The sequence below is a fragment of the Streptomyces sp. NPDC030995 genome, assembly GCF_055571215.1.
On sequence record NZ_JBVIFS010000029.1, the window covers coordinates 55,107 to 75,857 of the forward strand.

Below are 20,751 nucleotides of genomic sequence, written 5' to 3' on the forward strand. Positions count from 1 at the left end.
CCGCGGATCCCATGCGCCGAGGGCGTTGCGGTAAGTGCCGGGTCACATACGACATCGCGAGGCAAGCGCAGACACCGCCTACTTGCCGCAGGGCGCGGCGTCATCACCTGCTCCCCTCGAGGGAAGCCTGCTTCGGCGGGTGGAAGCAAGCCGTGATCGTCTTGCCGCCGTGGAAGGCGTGGCGCGGTCGTCTTCAGGTACGGCCGGCCCTGTGGCGGGGACGGTGGCCGTCGCGGCGGGTCACCAGCAGCAGGGCCAGCAGCATCGGTGCGATCAGCAGGATCATGGTTCCCATGGCGATTCGTCTCCTCGCGATCGGTACCTCTTCGATCTCTTCGGCCTCTTCGCGCTTTTCCGCCGGGACGCCGCTGAAACCCTCGGAACGTGCGGCGAAGCCGGGTCGCACACGCCGAAACGTTCCTTCTTCAATCCCATCGGGTGCTTCCCCGTGCAGACCGACGCAGGGCGGGCAGGCGAGGGTCGACCTGGCAGGCCCGAGGAAGGACGGACACCGTGGTACGACCGAGGATTCTCGTGGTGGGAGCCGGATTCGCCGGGGTCGAGTGCACCCGTCGGCTGGAGCGCAGGCTGTCGCCCGCGGAAGCGGACATCAGCCTGGTCACACCGAACTCCTACCAGCTGTATCTGCCGTTGCTGCCCCAAGTCGCCTCCGGCGTGCTGACCCCGCAGTCCATCGCCGTCTCGCTGCGTCGCAGCAGCCGCTACCGGACCCGGATCATCCCCGGCGGCGCCGTCGGCGTCGACACCGAGGCGAGGATCTGCATCGTCCGTAAGATCACCGGCGAGCTGACGGAACACGCGTACGACTATCTGGTGCTGGCTCCCGGCAGCATCACCCGCACCTTCGACATCCCCGGACTCACCGAGCACGCCCGGGGCATGAAGACACTCGCCGAAGCCACGTACCTGCGCGACCACGTCATCGCCCAGCTCGACCTGGCCGACGCGAGCGAGGACGAGGCGGAGCGGGCCGCCCGGCTCTGCTTCGTCGTGGTCGGCGGCGGGTACGCCGGCACGGAGACGGCCGCCTGCCTCCAGCGGCTCACCCACCACGCCGTGACGCGCTACCCCAGGCTCGACCCCGGCCAGATCACCTGGCACCTCCTCGACCTCGCACCGAAGCTGATGCCCGAACTCGGCGACGCCCTGGGAGAGGTGGCCCTGGACGTCATCCGCCGCCGCGGCATCCAGGTCTCCCTCGGCGTCAGCGTCGCCAAGGCCGGCCCCACGGAGGTGACGCTGACCGACGGCCGGGTGCTGCCCAGCAGGACCCTGATCTGGACGGCCGGAGTCGCCGCGAGCCCGCTGATCGGCACGCTCGACGCGGAAACCGTCCGCGGCCGACTCCTGGTGACCCCGGAGATGACCGTGCCCGGTGCGGCCGGCGTGTTCGCGCTGGGAGACGCGGCGGCCGTGCCCGACCTCGCCGCACAGGAGGAGGGTGCGATCTGCCCGCCCACGGCGCAGCACGCCCTGCGCCAGGGGCGCACCCTCGCGGACAACCTGATCGCGACACTGCGCCACCAGCCCCTTCGCCCGTACGTGCACAAGGACCTGGGGCTCGTCGTCGACCTCGGGGGCACCGACGCGGTGTCCAAGCCGCTGGGCATCCCGCTGCGTGGGCTCCCGGCCCAGGCCGTGGCCCGCGGCTACCACTGGTCGGCGCTGCGCACCAACGTCGCCAAGACGCGCGTCCTCACCAACTGGCTGCTGAACGCGGTGGCCGGGGACGACTTCGTACGGATCGGGTTCCGGTCCTCCAAGCCGCCGACGCTGCGCGAGTTCGAGTACACCGACACCTACCTGACCGCCGATCAGGTGAGGGCCCACACGGCGGCGCTGCGCGCCTCCGGCTGAGGACGGCGAGGGAGCCGGCGTTCCGATCCGTCACCGCGCCCGGGACTACCAGGTCAGCTCCGCGTGGACGGCCTTGCCGTCGTGGCAGGGGACGACGCGCACCCGGCGTGCGAGGGTCTGGACGATGGTCCACCCGCGTCCGCCGGTCAGGTCGGGAGTCCGGGAGTGCGGGGGGCGTGGGCTCGTGTCCCGCACGGTGATCTCGATCCCGCCAGGAACCAGGCCGAGTTCCAGGATGAAGGGCCCGGGAGCGTGGCGGACGGCATTGGTCACCAGTTCGGAGACGACCAGCAGGACGTCATCGTGAAAGGTGCGGCCGGCGGGCGGGGCGTGGTGGCGAAGAAAGGCAACGGCGGCTTCCCGTGCTTCGGCGATGCAGCCGGGCGCGCCGTCGAAGTCCACGCACACCTCCGCACGACGGGCGTCGCGCGGAATGGCCGACGGGAGCTCCATCCCCACGCCCCTTCCACTGAGTGCCTCACCGCTCAGGTGCTCCACCGCTGCCTGGGAGCCCGTAGCGCTGTCGGGGCCCTGTGCCTTGGCGTTTCCCCACACAGCAGGGTACCCACCCCGTTCGAAACGTTCACGGGTTCGCGCCCCTGCCGTCGTGCGCTTTCGCGCCGATCAGCCCACGCGGTGGCGACCCGTCAGGAGAACGGCTTCCTTTCTAGTGCAGATTCACTACTCTGGACTGGTGCCCACTACCCAGGCTGAGGGCTGCCGCATGAAAGAAGACGCAACGTGACCGGCCCGGTGTTCCAGGCCAGCACCGCACTCGACGCCAACGTGGCCGGTCTGCGGCTCGTCGGCGCGTTGGACCTGGACGGCACCGCGCAGTTGCGTGCCGCCGTCGCCGACTGCTTCGCCCGCCGGCCCGTCCGTCTCGTGCTCGACCTGCGGGGACTGCGGTTCTGCGACTGCGCGGGGCTCAACGTGCTGATGGAGGCCAAGGCCACAGCGGATAGGATCGGCACCGAGCTGCGCGTGGAGGGCGCCCGCCCGCAGGTGGCCCGACTGTTCGCTCTCACCGGCGTCGACGAATTGTTCGCCGGCGGCGTGCCGCGTCTACCACCGAGGACCCTGTGATGCCTTCGACACCGCAGACCCCACCGGATACCGTGCCGCGCACCGCCGGGGGACGCATCACCATCCTGCTCGTCGAGGACCACGACATGGTGGCCGAGGCGATCCGGCTCGCCCTGGACCGCACCGACGACCTGGAGGTGGTCGGCCGTAGCCTGTCCGTGAAGGATGCGCTGGCCGACGCGGCCCGACTGCGCCCCGCCGTGGTGGTGCTGGACCGGCGACTGCCCGACGGCGACGGCATCGCCGCCATCACCGCGCTCAAGGCCGCCGCACCCGGCACCCGGGTGCTGGTGCTGACCGGCGAAGGGACCCCGGCGGTGGCCGCCCACGTCGCCGAGGCCGGTGGCTCGGGACTCATCCTCAAGTTCGACAACCTGAGCGAGCTCCAGGACGGCGTACGTCTGGTGGCGGCGGGTGAAGTGGCCTTCAGCAAGGGACTGCTCAGCGGAGCCCTGGACCGGCTGGCCGGCAGAACCGTCGGCTTGGGCACCACCCTCACCCCGCGCGAGCGCGAGACCCTCGGCCTGCTCGGCGACGGCCTGGGCACAGCCGAGATCAGTCAGCGGCTCGGCGTCGCCCTCAACACCGCCAGGAACCACATCCAGCGGGTCCTGGAGAAGCTCGGCGCCCGCTCCCAACTGGAGGCGGTCGCCGTGGCCCGCCGTGAGGGCCTGCTCCGATGACCGGTGACAGCCCCGCCGAACAAGGTGGCGCCCTCGCTCCGACCGAGACGGCGTTCACCCTGCTGGTCACGAGCGTCATCGACTACGGCATCTTCATGCTCGACCCCGAAGGCCACGTGTCCAGCTGGAACGCCGGCGCGGAGCGCATCAAGGGTTTCCGCGCCGCAGACATCATCGGCAAACACTTCTCGGTCTTCTACCCGCCCGAGGACATCGCTGCCCGCAAGCCCCACAAGGAGCTTGAAACGGCCATCGCCGAAGGCCGGCTGGAGGACGAGGGCTGGCGCATCCGCAAGGACGGCTCCCGCTTCTGGGCCAACGTGGTGATCACCCCGCTCTTCGACGAGACCGGCGAACTGCGCGGCTTCGGCAAGGTCACCCGGGACATGACCGAGCGCCGTGCCGCCGAGCAGGCGCTCACCGAACGCCGCCGCCTGTTCACCCACCTGGTACAGGCACAGGAGTTGGAACGCCGCCGCATCGCCTGGGACGTGCACGACGACTCCATCCAGGCCATGGTCGCCGTCGGCATGCGGCTACAGCTCCTCGCCGACCAGGCCGGCGAGCCCTACGCGCATGAACTCTCCCTGCTCGACGCGACGGTACGCGAGGCGGTGAGCCGCCTGCGCAACCTCACCTTCCGGCTCCAGCCGCCCGGCATCGACCGGCACGGCTTGGTCGAGTCGCTGTCCCAGCACTTCGACGACGTGGTGGCCGGGAGCTGGGGTCTTGAGCCGACCCTGGAACACAACCTGGAGAAGGAACCGGCCCCCGAGACCGCGATCACCATCTTCCGTATCGTGCAGGAGGCGCTGCTGAACGTGCGCAAACATGCCCGAGCACGCACCGTACGGGTCAGCGTCACCACCGAGTCCCGGGGCCTGCGGGTCCAAGTGGCCGACGACGGCACCGGCCACGCGGCGGTCGCCCGCAGGCTGCAGGAGCACTTCGGGCTGATGGAGATGCGGGAGCGGGCCGAGACCGCCGGCGGCTGGTGGACACTGCGCAGCGAGCCCGGTGCCGGCACGACCGTGGAGTTCTGGGTGCCCGACCTGCCGGCCGGCGAGCTGGACGAACCGCTTCCCGGTGCGCCCGTCAGGAGCTTCGACTCCCTGACCACCGCCCAGGAGCCGTCGTGACCCCGCCCGCCACGCCCAGGGGCCCCCTGCGGGTGCTGATCTGCGACGACAACAGCATGCTGCGTGCGGCGCTGGCAGAGGTCGTCGGGGCACAACCCGACCTCACCTTGGCCGGCAGCGCGGCCGACGCCGACGAGGCGATCCGACTCGCCACCGCCCACAGGCCGCACGTCGTGGTGCTCGACGTGCGCTTCCCCGGCGGCGGCCCGTACACCGCCGAGCAGATCCTCCGCGCCGTCCCCGGCGTCCGCATCCTGGCGTTCTCCGCCTACGGCGACCAGGGCCCGCGCACCGAGATGGCCGCGGTCGGCGTCGCCGGATACCTCGTCAAGGGCATCCCCAACGCCCGGCTGCTGGCCGCGGTCCGGGCCCTGGGAGCGGAAACCCTCGGAGCCACTCCCCGCGCCGCCGAGGGCGGAGCCAGCGCATGACAACGGCGCAAGCCGGCTGTCAGGCACACCTTTGGACTCACCTCAGCGATTCCGCCAGCATGTTCGTACCTTCCACCAGTACGAAGTCCAATGGATCACCAGGGAGACTTCCCACCGAGGGCCGCGGCTCGTTCTGAGAGCCGACGCCACAAATCGAGGGGGAGCTACCACGATGAGTGGTCAGTTGTACGACGACATCGGCGAAGCATTCGAAGGCTTCAAGACCCTGCCCATCATTCGTTACACCGAGGTACCAGGCTTCCTCGGCCTGGTCGGCGACGTCACCGGCAAGTCCGTACTCGACGTCGCCTGCGGTACCGGCTTCTACAGCCGCGAGCTCAAGCGCCGCGCTGCGTCCCGTGTTTTCGGGTTCGACATCTCCAGCGCGATGATCGACGCAGCCCATGCCCGCGAGCAGTCCGAGCCCCTCGGCATCGCATACGAAGTCGGGGACACGGCCACCTTGCGGACCTTCGATCAGCCCTTCGACGTCGCCGTGGCCGTGCAGGCGTTCAACTACGCGACCGACGTCGCCGAGATCGAGCAGATGATGCGCAACATCCGGCGCAGCCTCGTTCCCGGCGGTGCGTTCTTCCTGTTCGCGCAGAATCCGGGCTACGACTTCGGCGGCCCGTCGCTGGCCAAGTACGGGTTCCTGTGCGAGGCGACCGGCAAGGACAACGAGATCGGCCGGGGGACGCGGATCACGGCCCTGCTGGATCCGCCCGTCTCGTTCGAGGCCACCGCGCCGTCGAAGGAGACGTACGAGCAGACACTGACGGCAGCCGGCTTCACCGGGATCGAGTGGGTTCGGCTGGACGTCTCGGATGCCGGGGTGGAGAAGTTCGGCGAGGAATTCTGGGCGGACTACGCCGCGAACCGGCCGCTGATCATGATCCGCTGCACCGCCTGACCGATGATCTCCGGGGCCGGCCCGGCCCTTTGGGGCCGGGCCCTTCCGTCCAGCGTAGACGCGACTGCCCTGGCCGAGGTCAGCGCTTGCCTCGAAGACGCCTGAGCATTCCGCGAGCCTCTTCCCGCTTGCGCGGGTCGGACGCTGCACGCCGCACCGAAGCGATTGCCCGCTGCCCCTGCGGGCTGCGACTGAACTGCTTGATCTTTGCGAGTAGTCCGGACACAAGCCCTCCCGATGTAGCCCATCGTGACGCTACGTCGTGTGCCCCGGGACTCTCTCTCGAAACTGCGGGGTGCCCGCCACCCAGGGCAGAGGGCCCCCGGCCGCATCCCTGCAGGGGGAGGGCCGACGCGGGCGACTTCCGGTATCCATGCTTCTGACCGGATGAGTGGTCGAGCGGATCTTCCGGACATTCCGCCGACTGGTGCACTGTCGCCCCGCGCCCTGCGGCTACGAAATCCGTCCGCTCCTTCTAGGCGTCGGCAGCCGTCACCCCTTCCGCCCCTGCCTCGGCGCGCGCCGAGGCAGCGGCCTCCCATGGAGGCGGCGTTCGCGACTCCGTCCACGCGGCCAGGCCGTCGCCGTCGACGCAGACGATGCCGCACGTGGCGGCGTACTCGGCGGCCGGAGCGGTGAAGGCGCTGGTCGTCACGACGACGGCCACATCGGCCTCGTGGACGGCGAAACAGGTGCCGCCGAAGCGCTGGAGGTCCTGCGAACCGACCCGGTTGCCCTCGCCGTAGTGCTTGCACTGGATGACCACGCGCAGACCATCCGCCGTCGTGGCGATCACATCGGCCCCCAAGTCGCCCGCCCCGCCGACGACTTCCACCTGGGGGCAGCCGTCGCGGGCGCACAACGCGGCGACCATGTGCTCGAAGCCGTCTGCGTCCACCGCCGTGTGGTCCAAGGCACCGGAGCTCACCTCGGGCAGGCCGGCCGCCTCTGGTGCGGCCTCCGCCCCGGCCGCTGGCGGAGCGCAGGGTGACGGCGTCCCCAGCGCCGTCGGGCCGTCCGGCCGGCGTCGGCCTGGCGCCACGCTCCACCGCGCCATCGCCATCCCGGCGGCCAGGATGATCACCGTGACGATCGGCATCACCGGTATGCCTCCGCCGCCCGCGACCGCGGCCGTCCTGACGAACACGGCCGATCCTCCCAGGCAGATCCCCACCAGCCCCACTGCCAATACGACGTCACGCCCCACCGACGCCGCGCCACCGCCCCCACTGCGTCGGCGTCCTCGCGATGCCCTCATACGTCCCCTCCTCACCCTCCACGAGCCTCGCCCCCTGGGCGAGAGCCTGCGCCCCGGCGATGGCGGACCCGGAGCGTCTCCCCTCGTCTGATCGGGATCTCCGGATCCAAACGGGCCCGGCACACCGGGACTGGCGGTCAGCGGCTGAGCCGAGTCCGGACTCGGCCGCGCACGGCGCATCATCGGGCCCGTCGTGGCAACAAGATCCTCATGACGCGGGAAAACGGTCCGGCTGCGCGCCGGAGGACTTGGCCGTTGCTGCTCCTGCCGGTCCAGGCAGCCCTGATGGTGGGTTTGGGGACACTCCTCACCGGACCTGCGGCAGACCAGGGACGGTTGCCATGGGAGGACCGGGTCAATCGGTACCTCGCCGAGGAACGCGTCGCACCGCTCACGGCTCTCACACGGTGGCTCTCCGCACTGGCCGACACGGAGAGCGTCATCGGCGTGACCCTGGTCTGCGTCGTGGCGTTGCTCGTGCTGCCGCAGGTCGCGTGGCGGGCCGAGGCCCTTTTCCTCGCGGCGTCGGTCGCCACGCAGTCGGCCGTGTTCCTGCTGGTGACGGCGCTCGTACGACGGCCGCGCCCCCACGTCCCCCGCCTGGACGGCGCGCCACCGACCTCGAGCTTCCCGTCCGGACACGTCGGGGCCGCCGTCGCCCTGTACGCGGGACTGGCCGTCATCGTGCTGCTGAGGACACGCGCCCGCGGCCGTTGGCGGTATGCCGCGGCGACGGTGCTGCTGCTCGTTCCGGCGGCCGTCGCGCTGTCCCGCGTGTACCGCGGCATGCACCACCCCACCGACGTGGCGGGCGGCCTGCTCAACGGCGCGGCGACACTGCTGATCGTCGGGTCCGTCGCACTGACCGGCCGCGACGCGCCGACGCCCAGGACGGCGCGCACTGGCCCGCCCCGGCGAACGCGAACCACCGTGCGGGCCCTGTCGGCACGTTACTCCGGGCCCGACGCCACTTTCGCAGCGAGACTCCTCCTGACCGCCGCCGTAACGGCCGCGGCCTGCGTGCCCTTCGCCCTCTCCCTGGTCCTGGTGGAGTCCGGGTGGCCGCCGCTGTACCGCCTCGACCAGGCGGCCGCCGAGCGGCTGCACCAAGCCGCCCTCGGCCATCCCGGCTGGGTGCGCGTCCTCCACGTCCTCACCGACTTCGTGTGGGACCCCGTGACGATGCGTCTGCTGGTGGCCCTGCTCGTGCTCTGGCTCCTGACCCGCCGCGCCTGGCGGCTCGCGGCCTGGGCGTCCGTGACCGCGGTGGCCGGCGCCCTGACCGGGGTGTTGGTCAAGAGCGTGGTGGAGCGCGCACGGCCCCATCTGCCTGATCCGGTCGCCCACGCGCCGGGGTTCTCCTTCCCGTCCGGCCATGCGATGACGGCCGTCACCTCGTGTGCCGTCCTCCTGCTGGTCCTGCTGCCCCTGGTACCCCGCGCCCGGCAGTTCCTTCCCTGGGCGCTCGCGGTGATCTCCGTGGTGGGTGTCGGCTACACGCGCGTCGCGCTCGGCGTGCACTGGGCGAGCGACGTTGTGGGCGGATGGCTGCTCGGCCTCGCCGTGGTCACCGCGACGACCTTGGTCTTCGAAGCCTGGCGGGCAGACACCGGTAGGCGCCGGACGATCGTGACGCGGGAGGGCCTGGAGCCGGAGCTCTCGGGCCCCGCCCCCGAACCGCCGCTGAACGTACGAGCCTCTGCGCTCCCACCTCCACCCGGCGCTACGGCACGGCGATCGCGCAGGCATGGGACCGGCTCCGCCCCAGGCTGACCCGCAGGGCGGCCTGGGAGGACCGCGACGGTCCGCTGCCGATCACCGAGAGCATCGTCATCCGGCTGGCCGTCCCCTCGGCTGCTACTGCCCTGTGTGGCGTTCGGCCCAATGGTCGAGGTCAATGTGCCACTGCGCGTGTCCCGGTGCGTAGCTTGCCAGGGAGCGCAGGAGGCCCTGATGACCGATCACCCACACATCGCCGTGTTCCACCGTGTCCTGGCCGCCTTCTCGGCCGGCGACATGGATGCACTGGCGCAGGAATTCCAAGCCGATGTGGTCTGGCACATCAAGGGCAGGAACCTGCTGACAGGTGACTACCGGGGGCGCGAGGACACCTTCGCGTTGCTCGGCCGGGAGTTCGAGCTGACGGGCGGCACGTACCGCGCGCAGCTCCACGATGTCCTCGCAAACGATGACCACATGGTTGCTCTGATCCATGTCACGGCGTCACGTGAAGGCAAGGAACTCGACCTTGACCTGGCCCTCGTCTTCCACATGAAGGACAACAGGATCAGCGAGGGCTGGGTCCTCCCAGTCGACCCGCGCGCGTACGACGAATTCTGGTCGTAGGACTGCCGCGCCGGATTCACACCCGTCAGCCACCGCGGCGGCATCGGCTGCCGCGGGATTCTCAGGGGCGGCCGGGACGGGCCGGGGAGGTGGCGCCGCTGGTGAGAGTGACCGAGCCGGTCACCTTGAGCTGGCCTCCCCGGCCGTCTGCCGGGCTGGCGAGCAGCGTCCACTCGTACGCGCCGTTGGCGACGGCACGGCCGGACTGGTCCTTCCCGTCCCAGGACAGGTCGATCACGCCGCGCGTTTCACCGCCGCTGCGCACGACGGTCGAGATGCCCGAGGTGGGGTTGCCCACGATCAGCTTCCAGGACGTGGCCGGCTTGGACAGCCACCAGCGGGCCTGGCGGCCGGTCGTGCTCCTGGAGTCGAGGGTGCCGGGGACGTTCTGGTCGATGGCGGCCAGGGGGGAGGCGGCGCCGGTGACCCCGACGACCTTGGCTGTCTCATCCTTCCCCATGTGGGCCAGGCCGCCGCCGAAACGGTCAATGGCCCAGCCGAGGCCGTAGTTGACCCAGCGGTCCTCGGACTCGTACTCCTTCACCACGGTGCCGGAGCGCAGGTTGTAGAGCTTGCGGTGGTCGCGTCCCTCCTGGACCACGTACCCGTCGCCGAGCTCCACACGGGGCGCCTCGGAGACAAAGGGAGGCGGGATCCGCCGCCCTGACCGAGCGTGGTGGGCGGCCGCGCCGGAGCCGTCGGCAGAGCAGGTCGAGTAGAACCAGTCGCCGTTGACCTGGAGCTCGTGCGGGCGGCAGCCCGACCCCAGGTCGACCCGGCGGGTGACCTGGCCGGTCCGCAGGTCCGTCGCTGCCACGACACCCTTGTCGCCCTCGGGCTGCCAGAGCAGGAAGCCCCAGAGTCCCGCGGCCGAGGCGGGCTTGGTGTCCAGGACCTTGCCGGCGTCGATGTCGAGGATGAGCAGGCGCTCGATCCCCTTCTCCGTCGCACGGAGGAGGACGTGGCGGCCGGAGGCGTTCACCACGGCGAAGCGCTGCAGGTTGCCGGGCAGCTTCACGGTGCGATGGGCACCGCCGGTGCGGGCCTCGCGGATGTGCGCCGTCACGACACAGCCGTCGGAGCACGAGCTGTTGGCCGCCAGGCCGACGATTCGACCGTCACCCGTTGCCACGTTTCCACTGACCGTGCCGCTGGCTGCCGCGTGTTGGCAGAAGGGGTCCTGGGGCGAGGTGTCACAGCGCCAGACGGGGGCCTGAGCGACCGACAACGGACCCGCCACGGAGACCCGGTAGCCCAGGACGGATTGGGTTCTGTCGACGTGCAGCGCGGAGAGATTGCCCTGGGCGAAGGCGATGCTGTCCCGTTGCGCGGGCCGTGGCGGAACGGCCAGGGCTTCCTGGAGGCGGGGGATGCCCTGGGCGTCCACGGAGATGCGGTGGATGGCCCAGCGGCTGCTGCCGTTGGTGGTGGAAAGACCGTATGCGCTGCCGTCCGAGCCGAGGACCAATGGCCCGTCAACGTCGTCCAGCAGCTTTCGCGGTGCGCTGCCGTCCACGGGGTAGACCGACACCGACTCGTCCCAGCCCGCCGTGGTGTCCGCGATCAGCCAGTCACCGACCGGCAGGATCTGTGTCGGGTGCGGGACGGCCAGCGGACGGATCACGGCAGGGTCGGTCCGGGAGACCTTGATCGCTTTGTCGAAGTCGACCATGGCGATCCACTTCGAGCCGAGAGCCACCTTGTTGTAGTTGGCATCCACACCGGCGGGTCGCGGAAGCTCCTTCAGCGTCGCCGTGGCGTAGTCGAGGTACCCGTGCCGGTCCTTGCCTTCCTCGCCGCCGCCCCAGTGCTCCACGATCGCGCCCTGCGCGTCCGACGCCAGAACGGCGAAGCCCCCCATCGTTCCGACGCCCGTCACGGGCACGTCCTTGCGCGGGTCCTTCGCGCGGCCGAGCAGATGCAGCGCGTACCGGCCGTTCGCATCCTTCTCGGACGTCAGCACCTGGGTCGGTGATATGGCGGTGTTCCAGGCCCGGTTCTCCCTGCTCGGGACCGACTCGGTCGCCCCCGAAGCGAAGTTGTGGATTTCCAGAACCGTGCCGGCCGGGCAGGCGACCTCGTCCCCGAGCACGGCCGATCCGACGCCGCAATCGGACAGCGTCTGCCTGCCATCGGCATGCCGCCAGGAGGCCGGCTCCCCGTTGTACCTCTCCTTGATCAGCAGGCCCGTTCCGGCAGCCCTGCGCCCCACCGCAAAGTGAGCGGATGGTACCAACGTACGGAGCGAGCGCAGCCCCCTGACCAGCACCTGAACGGCCCGGCTCTGGCTCCGGGCCTCGCCGCCCGGGATCGGCCCGCCGTGAAGCCGCCCAGGAAGGCGCTCCAGCCTCCTGCTGCCCTCGTCCTCGGCGGTGCCCGGGCGACAGACCGCCGGCCCGCCGCCGCGTCACTCGATCAGCAGCGCCTTGTCCCAGCGGACGCGGCTCCCGCCCTCGCCGGTCAGAGTGCCGTACCCCCATTACGTAGATATTCTGGGAAGTGTGATCGAGTCGGGACGGCCGCGGCTCCGCAGGCGCCCCGGCCCGGGAAGACTTGTACGGCTGTCGCCGGTCATCCTGACCGTCGTCATCGCCAGCCTGGCATACACCACGCCGCCGGAGATGGCCTTCAGCCGCCTCCTGCCTGCGGCGCCGGCCCTGGCCGCCGCCATGTGGCCGGTCCTCCCCACCGTCCTGCTCGGGACGGTCTGCCTCTTTCTGATGATCGGCCTCAGCCTCGTTTTCCCCGATCTGGGAACGTGGTGGACGGCCGCGGGGATCATCGCGGTCACCGTGGCCGCCGCGTACGGAAGCCACGTCCGGCTCCAGCGGGAGCGCACCCTCTTTCAGGTACGCCTCGTCGCCGACGCGGCGCAGCAGGTGGTCCTGAGCCCCATGCCACGCCGCTTCGGCAGCATCGAGATCGAGTCGCTGTACCTCGCGGCCGCGGCGGAGGCCCGCATCGGCGGGGATTTCTACGAGGTGGTCGACACGCCCTACGGGGTCAGGCTGCTCATCGGTGACGTGCGGGGCAAGGGCCTGCCGGCAGTGGGGGCGGCCGCGGCGATCGTCAACGCCTTCCGGGAGGCGGCCTACGGCGAGCCCGACATGGTGAACGTCGCACGCAGGATGGACGCCAGCAGCACCCGATACAACGCCGCCTTTCCGCCCGAGGGGCCGATGGAACGCTTCGCCACCGCCCTCCTCGTCGAGATCCCGCACGAGGGCAGACGTATCGGCATCCTGAACTGTGGACACCCCCCGCCGCTGCTCCTGAACCGCGGGAAACTCCGTGTCCTCGAGTCGGCCACCCCCTCGCCGCTGCTCAGCCTCGCGGAGCTGATCGGCGATCACTACAACGTCGACACCTTCGGTTACGCCCCCGGCGACCTGCTGCTTCTCTATACCGACGGGATCGCCGAGGCTCGCGCCCGCGACGGCGAGTTCTTCCCGCTGGCAGCTTGGATGCGTCGACAGCCGCCCACGCCGCCCCGCGAACTGCTCACGGCTCTTCACCGCGATCTCCTGCGCTACAGCAGAGGACGCCTTGACGACGACGTCGCCGCCCTCGCCGTACGCCTGTGTGAGCCCTGACGATGCCGACCTCGCGCCGCTACTCGAAAACCGCATCCTGACCAGCTCGGATCGCCTGCCGCCGCTATCGAACCGGGCCACACTCATCGACCAGAACGGTCGGCTCCGACAGGAACACGTTCGAGTCGACGGGCCCATAGGCGACGTTGAAGGTGTCGAGCCAGTACGACCAGTCCTGCATCCCGGCGGCGCTGCTGAACCGGTAGTTCAGCTGCCACCGAACCCACTGCCCGGGGCGAAGACGCACCGCCGGCGGCCGACGCGGGCGCGGCGGCAAGCCGAACAACGGCTCCACTCGCGCCAACACGCGGAGCCGGTCGCCCTCGTCCTGCAAGTTGAGTCCGACCTCGCGGAGATCTCTCTCGCTCTCGTGCGGCTCGAAGCCATCGCGCTCGGACATCTGGATGACCTGGGCGAAGGACCGTTCCTCAAGGTGGATCCGGGTGCCCCGGCTGGGTCTGGGGCGGCCCGCCGCCGAAACTCATCGGGGCGGCCCGGCCGGCTTCAGATCCGCTGGCCGGGACCGATGACCGTGAGACCCACCTGTTCGGCGAGCCAGTGCGCGTACGGCTCCCGCATCTGGCGGCCGTCGACGCGGGCGCTGCGGACGTGGACGAGGACGGTGTGGTCATCGGCGGGCTCGTCGAGCTCGCGGGTGCGGGTGTTGAGGAGGAGCGTCACCTCGGCGTGCTTGGACTCGCCGAGAAGGCCCACCTCGGGCGCGTCCGGCCAGCACAGGCTCTCCCAGTTGATCGCGCCCACGTTCGGGCCGATCGCCGCCGTGAGGCGTCCTCGATGCTGTCGACCGGCAGGTCGTGCAGCTCGCACTCCACCGGCAGCCGCCCTTCGTACGCAGACGGGTCGGCCGGCAGACCGGGCCCCTGAACGCCGACGACCAGCGCGGGCTGGTCCTCCAATGGCACCCCGTCGAACTCCCCGTACTCCTCCCGCCCCTGAAACCACGCCCCGGGCAGCTCCTTCGCCACCCACAGAACCTCGGCGACGGAACGGAGCTCGGCGGACACGGAGACCTCGGAGTACTCGCGGCGGCCGAACTCCATGAGGCGGCGCGCAGTGCTCAGGGCGAGTGCGGGGTCGGGGGTACGGAAGACGGGCTAGGCGACGTCGTTGGACATGCGGTGACTGTGCCACGATCCGTCATCGCAGGTCATCGCATTTTCGGCCCTGGCGGGATCAGCCCGGTACCGGGGGGCTTTCGGGAACCGGGACGACGAAAACCTTGCGGTGGCGCGAGTCGGTGACGTAGGCGTGTTTCCCATCTGGGGCGATGGCCATGCCCCGTGGCTGGGCGTTGAACCACGAGGCAGGACAACACGTGACCTTGTCCGTGGCGGTATCGACCACCATGACGTTGGGCTCAGTTCCGTGGCCCCCGCCTTGTGCCACGTAGACGAGGTGACCGTACGGGGTGATGGTCACGTCGCCGATGTTGCGCATCGTAGGGACAACGGCAGTCACGTTGTGGGTCGTCAGGTCCGTCACCCACAGATCGTCGTTGTGATCCCTGCCGACGTAAGCGCGTTTGCCGTCCGAGGTGATCGCCATCCAGAATGCGCCTTCGAACGGAAACGGGAGAACCTCGGCGTTCTGGGTGGCGAGGTCGATCACCATCCCGGAATCACCGGAATGGCTCACGTAGGCGTGTTTGCCGTCGGGGCTGAGGTCCACCCCGAAGGGTTCGAAGGACAGTCCGATGATCGGGTGGGCGATCGACTGGGACGCTGTGTCGATCACGCACATCCCGCCTGCATCGCCACCTCCCTGTACCAGCACGAAGGCCCGGCTCCCGTCGGGGGCGATCGCCACTCCAGTCGCGAGCGTGAACCCTTCTGGGAGGGCAATCCTCGTGGCCACCCGGTTCGTGGCGAGGTCGAGCACCGTCACCTCACGCCCGCCAGTCACGTAGAGATGACCACCGTCTGGGGACACCGCCAAGTCACCTCCCAGAATTCCGAGGAAGAGGCGACCGAGGTCTATGTCGGTGACGACCGCTCCGGCCGCCGTGTCGATCACAGACACCCGGCCACTGCTTCCCCCGTCGCTCCCGGGGTTTGACGTCGCCACGTAGGCCCTGAGCCCATCGGGAGCGAGCGCTATCCGCCATGGCTCCCACTCCACCGATATCGCCGAGAGCTCCTGGGTTTCTTCCTGAGGCATAAGCCAACTCATCTCCGAAGTGCCCGAGGTGGTGGGGCTTCCCAGACCGACCGCCGCCCTGGCACGCCCCCCCGCGCCCGAGGTACGGGGGCCGTGCCGGAAGCCAGGACTAGGGGCAATTCTTCTCGCAGGCAACGATGCAGTCGAAGACTTCAGGAGTCGATACGCCGCGACGGTGCCCCAGGCAAATTGAGCACAGCGTACGACTTCTTGCCCCTTTCTTCCTCCGATGGTGGGGGTAGGGCGATCGGAGTCAAATACTTGATGCAGTACACGAGGGCCGCAAGCGGTGTCAGCCATGGAGGTGAATGCCGCCCCTCCAACGGGGGCAGCGGGGCACGGCCCGGTAGAGCTGCGACCTCACTCACGCCCCATCCACTCCCAGCTGCGTGAGCGTGGCGCGCTGCTCCTGAGCGAGCTCGGCGCGGGCGGAGGCCGACCAGGAGCGGTCGACCGAGCTCAGGTGATACCCGTGTCGAGCCGCATGGCCAGGAGTGGCCCGATACCGGTCCACGCATCCGACCGGCGTCCGCGGTGCTGGTGAGCCCAATGCACTCGCAGCTTGCCCTCCAAGGGGCTCGGGTGCACCACCCGAGCCCTGGCAGGCCGTCACACGGCCTGCCAGGGCTCATTGCGGTAGCGGTACGTCGCGTGTTGTTCTGCCCTGGGGCTCGTCAGGGCCGCCGGTAAGGGTGACAGAGCAGGTCCTTGAGATTGCCGTCGTCGAGACAGACGCGCACGAGTCCGGCTCCGCCGGGGACATCTGCCGGAACGGTGAAGCTGAAGTTCTTGGACGTACCGCACGCCGTGTCGGAAGAGTCGGAGCCATCCGAGCCCAGCTTCACGGTGTCAGCGGCGTTGTAGGTGTACGTCCAGGTGCGCCGGCAGTACGCCGGACCGGCCGAGCTGACCGACTTGTGGGTCCCCGTCACCACGACCGACCGGTTGTACCAGGTGATCGTGCCCTTCGTCCACGTGTTCCCGACCGTGACGTCGAAATCGCTGGTGGGATAGGCGGCGGTCTGCGCGCCGGCGGCGGGAGCAACCAGCAAGGTGGCCGCGGTCAGCACGACAGAACCGAGGGCGGCGGCGAGATGAGTCTTCATGCGATCTCCAGGATGGGATGAGCCGGGTTGCGGCTTCACATCCTGGCCGGGTCGGCCACCTGCGGCCTACCTCTTAAGTCACGGCTTAAAGGGGGGCCGGGACGGCAGGCGCGGCGCCTCGTGCACCTCGGCACGAGTGTCCGGTGGCACCCGAGCAGGGCGGCGCTGCGCCCACCGGTCTGACGCCGCGGTGCCCTCGGGCCTCACGGTTCCGTCAGGGCACCGGTCCGCAGCAGGGCCAGCCCGAGGGGGGTGATGAGGTGCAGCACGGACCCGCCTCGGCGGCTGGTGGTGATGAGGCCCGTGTTCCGCAGCACTGTCGCGTGCTGGCTGGCCGCTGCGGCCGTGACGTTGAGGCGGCGGCCCAGTTCGCTCGTCGTACAGCCCTCTGCTGTCACATGCAGGGCGGCAGCTCGCGTGCGGCCGAGCAGAGACTCCAGGTTCCGCACGGCGGAGCCGTCCGCTTCTGCCGGTTCGGTACCGGTCAGCGGCCTGCGGAGAGCCGGCACGGTCAGTCGGGGTGGCTGGGCGGTATCGAGCGGATCCCACAGAAAGCTCACCGGGCGCTTCGAGAAGACCGTGGGCGTGATGATCAGTCCCCTTCCCTGGAGACGCACCTCAACTGGGCGCGGGTAGGGAGCTTCGAGCACCGGCGGACGCCAGCGGACCAGTGGTGCGCAGATCGAACGCAGCAGCAGATCGATGCCTCCCTCCAACACCAGGTTCGCGCAACGGGTGGACAGCGCGACCAGTTCGGACCGCCCTCGATGCCAGTAGGGCTCCACGGTCAGCCGATGGCAGGCGCGCACGGCCTCGGCGAGCTCCCGCCGCGCCTCGCGGTCGCCCTCGGACACCCGCCTGGCCCATGGCAGGTGTCCGGGGTAGAAGTCGAGACCCTCGAACTCGCGTCGCAGCCGGGACACCGGGGCGTGCAGCAGGTTGTCCACGGCGTGGTCCAGAGAGGGCACATCGCCCATCAGGGCCAGCAGATCAAGCCCGGGACCGCGCACCGGAACCAGGGACGTCAGGGGGCGCGTGTCCGCGCCCATCCGGCCCGCGACCGCTGACCGCCACGAGCGGAAGTGAGGAAGCTCCCGGTTCGCTCTCAGCAGCTCCAGGCTGTAGTAGACCTCCGCTGCGACACCGATCGTCGCGGCCACCCGTGTCCGGGCGAGGTCTTCCGCCGTGAAGTGAATGCGTAACACCGACCGGCCTCCTGCCACCGAAGTAGAGTGCGTTGGCGCACCCCCAGCATGCTCCAACCCGGCCGCCCAACGAAGGCAGGTCCCGGCCCTCCTAGTGCTGTGGCCGGAAAGGTTCACCGGGTCACGGCCCCCGGCACGGCACCTCGCCGCGTTGTCGGACCGCGCTGGCACGTCCAGTACGAGTCGCGGCCCTCCGCCTTGCGATGTGTCCCCTAGGCCCTGCGGGCCTGGGGAGGCCCCATGGCACCGGACGCCGTGACCCGGCAAACCTTTCCGGCCACAGCACTAGATGGCGGTGGCCGGCAGATGCACAACCGCCCCGATCGCGGCGGTGACCGGCACGGTCAGCAACAGGCCGGTGGTGTCGATACGAGCGGCGGTCCTTGCCATCCGCGATCGGATGGCAAGGACCGCCGTCACGCTCAGGCTCGGGTGGCCGGCAGCGCCGGTGCGGCGGGGCCCTCCTTGCCGAGCGGATCCCTGTTCAGCGGATCCTCGTTCGCCGAGGCTCGGCCGGCCCCGGCGGACGGCTCACTTTGACTGCGTGGAGACGCTCACACCGCTGAAGTCCTGCGCGGCGGCGAGGCTGAAGTAGACCCAGCCGGACGGCGGGTTGTCGATCGTCAGGGTCTCGCTGTTGCCGGCGTTGGTGGACTTCGCCTGGTAGCTGCTGGTGGTGGCCCAGTTGCTGCCGCCGTAGTACAGGTCGGCGTTGCCGGTGCCGCCGCTACTGGTGATGGTCAGCTGCTTGACGCCGGCCGGCAGGTACACGAAGTGGTAGCTGTAGTTGCCGGTGGCGGCCGCGAGATTGTCCCGGCGGCAGTTCTTGTCGAACTGGCGGGGGTCGCCGATGGTGCAGAGCGGGGTGGACGAGGCCTCCGGCAGGAGGCCGCAGTCGTTGGTCGCGCAGGCGGTCGTGAGCCAGGTGGCGAAGCCGGCGTCGTAGCTGGTGCCGATGGTCTGCTTCAGGAAGGTGCGGGCACCGTTCCAGTCACCGGTGCGGTACTTGCCCAGCACGGTCTCGACGTCGGCGGGATGCGCCTGCAGCATGTAGCGGACCGCGAGGAAGCCCCAACGGTAGACCCGGTTCGAGTTGACCTCGGGGTCCCCGTCCTGGTTGTAGACGGTGTCGAACAGGTCGCTGAGCTTGTAGGTCTTCTTGCCGGCCTCGCCGATCGCGTCGGCGTTGCGCACGCCCCGGTAGCCGTAAGAGATGTTCTCGGCGATGCCCTCGACCCACCAGATGGTCGGCGTGGTCAGGCTGGCCTCGAAGTCGCCGGCCATGTTGTAGCGGCCGTCGAGGTAGTGGGTGTACTCGTGGTTGAGGTTCCAGATCTGGAAGTCCGGGCGCAGCCAGTGGGCCTCGTGGGCGATGAAGCGGGCCTGGTTGCCGGCGGCGGCCGGGTTGCCCTCCTCGTACATGCCGCCGTTGTCGACGTCGATGTTGTAGATGGCCCAGGCGTACAGCGAGTACTGGGTGTAGTCGTCGAAGACGACGACCTCGAGGTTGGTGTTCACGTCACCGGGGATCGCGCCCTTGTCGCCGATGACCCGGTGGAAGTAGGCGTCCTGGTTGACCAGGCTGGTGCAGGTGCCGGCCAGCTGTCCGGGGGACATGTCCTGGGCGCGGATCTTCAGGTCCGGGGAGCATGTGTGCTGGATCGGCAGGATCGCCGGGAGCACGCGGTCGCCCAGGTCGCAGATGGCGTAGGCCGCGCAGTTGTTCCGGTCGTACTGGCGCGTGTACCAGCCCAGGTTCATGGTGATCGGCGCGGTGGGGCCGACGTTCGGGTAGCGGTTGATCAGGTCCTTGAGCAGCGGCCGGACCCGGTCCTTGAGCTCGGGGACGTCGAGGGCGAAGCCGAGGTAACGGCCGACGTTGCTGACGACGTCCAAGCGGTTCAGCTGCGCGCCGTTGCGCGTGATGAAGCCGGCCCAGGTGTTGAGGATGGTGGGGTCGGCCTTGAGGGCGGCCCGCCAGCCGCGGTCGTCGTTCTTGGCCTTGAAGCCGTTCTCGACGACCCACTCGACGTGCTGCATGGCGAGGTTCATCTGGCCGGGCCAGGTGCCGTCGTAGCTGCCGAGCATCCACTTGACGACGCCGGCGTACCGGCCGGCCGCGTGGGTGCTGTCGATCAGCGTGACGACCTCGTTGAAGATCTCGCCGTTGGCGTCGGTGAGGTCCTTGCTGCGCGGGGAGGCGAAGAAGGCGTCCAGCGCGCCGAGCGCCGCGCCGTCCAGCGCCGTGCCGTAGTCGCCGACGACGTCCGCGTTGTTGTCCTGCACGTAGTAGCCGGCGCGCAGGAACAGCACCAACTGCCCGACGGTGGCGCTGTTGTTGCCCGAGTAGGTGGTGGAGGCCTCGCGCAGCGCGTTGGCGACGGTCACCATCTGGGCTTCACGGAAGGCCTTGCGCGCGTTCTCCCCGGTGAGGCTGAACAGCGGGTAGGTACAGGTGATCCGGGGGAGGGCCTTGAGCTGCTGGACCAACGCGCCGCCCGTGGCGTTGATCACGCCGGAGAGGTCGCCGCACTCGTCCCCGGCGGCGGCCGAGGACTGCTTGTCGGCCTTGCCGGGCTCGACGGTCGGGGCGGGTGCCGGGGCGGACTCCTCGGCACTGTCCTGCGAGGAGATCCGGAAGCGGGAGCCGTTGCTCACAGCGTCGGGCGACTTGGGGACCGGGATCGACCGCGGCGCCGAGGCCGCGTTTCTACTTGCGTTCGCACTGGCCGGGGTCGTGGCGGCGACGGAGGCGGCCTGGCTCTGTGGCGTGAACAGGCCGAGCGTGATGAAGACGGCTGCGCCGAGCGCAGGAAGTCTGCGCGCGTTGGCCTTCGATATCCGGAAGGGATGCATCTGTGGGGGCCTCCGGGGCCGTTCTGGCCGCGTGCTGGGGACACGGGCGACTGATGTGTGACGTGTAAAATTTCACATG

18 protein-coding genes and 1 pseudogene are annotated in these 20,751 nt (G+C 69.8%); 10 read left to right on the forward strand and 9 right to left on the reverse strand.

From position 1 onward, the window contains the following. Nucleotides 1–513 precede the first annotated feature (513 nt). Nucleotides 514–1,878 carry an NAD(P)/FAD-dependent oxidoreductase gene (locus ACZ45T_RS31105; RefSeq protein ID WP_468447164.1) on the forward strand — a complete coding sequence of 455 codons (1,365 nt, stop codon included), beginning with the start codon at nt 514–516 and terminating at the stop codon, nt 1,876–1,878. Nucleotides 1,879–1,923: 45 nt separating this feature from the next. Here the strand turns inward: ACZ45T_RS31105 and ACZ45T_RS31110 are convergent, their stop codons facing one another. Beyond that, nucleotides 1,924–2,331, reverse strand: a complete 408-nt coding sequence (locus ACZ45T_RS31110) for an ATP-binding protein (protein ID WP_468447166.1) — start codon at nt 2,329–2,331, stop codon at nt 1,924–1,926. Between the two features lie 288 nt (nt 2,332–2,619). Here ACZ45T_RS31110 and ACZ45T_RS31115 point away from each other — a divergent pair, with 288 nt between their 5' ends. The 5 genes from ACZ45T_RS31115 (at nt 2,620) to ACZ45T_RS31135 (ending at nt 6,130) form a co-directional block, all read left to right on the forward strand. Beyond that, complete coding sequence (locus tag ACZ45T_RS31115) at nt 2,620–2,964, forward strand: STAS domain-containing protein (RefSeq protein WP_468447168.1); 345 nt, start codon at nt 2,620–2,622, stop codon at nt 2,962–2,964. Then, entirely contained in the window at nt 2,964–3,647 is a 684-nt protein-coding gene (locus ACZ45T_RS31120; RefSeq protein WP_468447170.1) for a response regulator transcription factor, read from the forward strand. Before ACZ45T_RS31115 ends, ACZ45T_RS31120 begins: the two co-directional genes overlap by 1 nt. After that, nucleotides 3,644–4,786, forward strand: coding sequence for a PAS domain-containing sensor histidine kinase (locus ACZ45T_RS31125; RefSeq protein ID WP_468447173.1), 1,143 nt, complete (start codon nt 3,644–3,646; stop codon nt 4,784–4,786). Before ACZ45T_RS31120 ends, ACZ45T_RS31125 begins: the two co-directional genes overlap by 4 nt. Further along, entirely contained in the window at nt 4,783–5,217 is a 435-nt protein-coding gene (locus ACZ45T_RS31130; protein WP_468447174.1) for a response regulator, read from the forward strand. Before ACZ45T_RS31125 ends, ACZ45T_RS31130 begins: the two co-directional genes overlap by 4 nt. A gap of 172 nt (nt 5,218–5,389) precedes the next feature. Next, the gene (locus tag ACZ45T_RS31135) at nt 5,390–6,130 is read left to right on the forward strand and encodes a class I SAM-dependent methyltransferase (protein ID WP_468447176.1); all 741 of its coding nucleotides are present in this window, start codon (nt 5,390–5,392) and stop codon (nt 6,128–6,130) included. Between the two features lie 475 nt (nt 6,131–6,605). On the opposite strand, the gene ACZ45T_RS31140 is transcribed toward ACZ45T_RS31135, so the two are convergent. Next, nucleotides 6,606–7,277: a restriction endonuclease gene (locus ACZ45T_RS31140; RefSeq protein ID WP_468447178.1), complete on the reverse strand. Its 672-nt coding sequence runs from the start codon at nt 7,275–7,277 to the stop codon at nt 6,606–6,608. Between the two features lie 396 nt (nt 7,278–7,673). Between ACZ45T_RS31140 and ACZ45T_RS31145 the strand changes: the two are divergent. From ACZ45T_RS31145 to ACZ45T_RS31155, 3 genes and pseudogenes are all read left to right on the forward strand, one after another. Then, nucleotides 7,674–8,225 (forward strand): annotated as a pseudogene (locus tag ACZ45T_RS31145) (phosphatase PAP2 family protein); the annotation flags it as partial. Between the two features lie 102 nt (nt 8,226–8,327). Further along, nucleotides 8,328–9,161 carry a phosphatase PAP2 family protein gene (locus ACZ45T_RS31150; RefSeq protein WP_468447213.1) on the forward strand — a complete coding sequence of 278 codons (834 nt, stop codon included), beginning with the start codon at nt 8,328–8,330 and terminating at the stop codon, nt 9,159–9,161. Between the two features lie 180 nt (nt 9,162–9,341). Beyond that, entirely contained in the window at nt 9,342–9,734 is a 393-nt protein-coding gene (locus ACZ45T_RS31155) for a nuclear transport factor 2 family protein (protein WP_468447180.1), read from the forward strand. Between the two features lie 61 nt (nt 9,735–9,795). Here ACZ45T_RS31155 and ACZ45T_RS31160 read toward each other — a convergent pair whose 3' ends face one another. After that, nucleotides 9,796–11,946, reverse strand: coding sequence for a flagellar hook assembly protein FlgD (locus tag ACZ45T_RS31160; protein WP_468447182.1), 2,151 nt, complete (start codon nt 11,944–11,946; stop codon nt 9,796–9,798). Nucleotides 11,947–12,235: 289 nt separating this feature from the next. Here ACZ45T_RS31160 and ACZ45T_RS31165 point away from each other — a divergent pair, with 289 nt between their 5' ends. Next, nucleotides 12,236–13,327: a PP2C family protein-serine/threonine phosphatase gene (locus tag ACZ45T_RS31165; protein ID WP_468447184.1), complete on the forward strand. Its 1,092-nt coding sequence runs from the start codon at nt 12,236–12,238 to the stop codon at nt 13,325–13,327. Nucleotides 13,328–13,391: 64 nt separating this feature from the next. Here the strand turns inward: ACZ45T_RS31165 and ACZ45T_RS31170 are convergent, their stop codons facing one another. The 6 genes from ACZ45T_RS31170 to ACZ45T_RS31195 form a co-directional block, all read right to left on the reverse strand. After that, nucleotides 13,392–13,727: a hypothetical protein gene (locus tag ACZ45T_RS31170; RefSeq protein ID WP_468447186.1), complete on the reverse strand. Its 336-nt coding sequence runs from the start codon at nt 13,725–13,727 to the stop codon at nt 13,392–13,394. 104 nt (nt 13,728–13,831) lie between these two features. Continuing rightward, nucleotides 13,832–14,089: a hypothetical protein gene (locus ACZ45T_RS31175; RefSeq protein ID WP_468447188.1), complete on the reverse strand. Its 258-nt coding sequence runs from the start codon at nt 14,087–14,089 to the stop codon at nt 13,832–13,834. A gap of 432 nt (nt 14,090–14,521) precedes the next feature. Then, a complete protein-coding gene (locus ACZ45T_RS31180; RefSeq protein WP_468447190.1) occupies nt 14,522–15,505 on the reverse strand; it encodes a YncE family protein in 984 nt (327 codons plus the stop codon). Between the two features lie 674 nt (nt 15,506–16,179). Next, nucleotides 16,180–16,611, reverse strand: a complete 432-nt coding sequence (locus tag ACZ45T_RS31185) for a hypothetical protein (protein WP_468447192.1) — start codon at nt 16,609–16,611, stop codon at nt 16,180–16,182. Nucleotides 16,612–16,814: 203 nt separating this feature from the next. Continuing rightward, entirely contained in the window at nt 16,815–17,816 is a 1,002-nt protein-coding gene (locus ACZ45T_RS31190) for an ArsR/SmtB family transcription factor (RefSeq protein ID WP_468447194.1), read from the reverse strand. 531 nt (nt 17,817–18,347) lie between these two features. Continuing rightward, nucleotides 18,348–20,672, reverse strand: coding sequence for a M9 family metallopeptidase (locus ACZ45T_RS31195; RefSeq protein WP_468447196.1), 2,325 nt, complete (start codon nt 20,670–20,672; stop codon nt 18,348–18,350). Between the last annotated feature and the right edge of the window lie 79 nt (nt 20,673–20,751).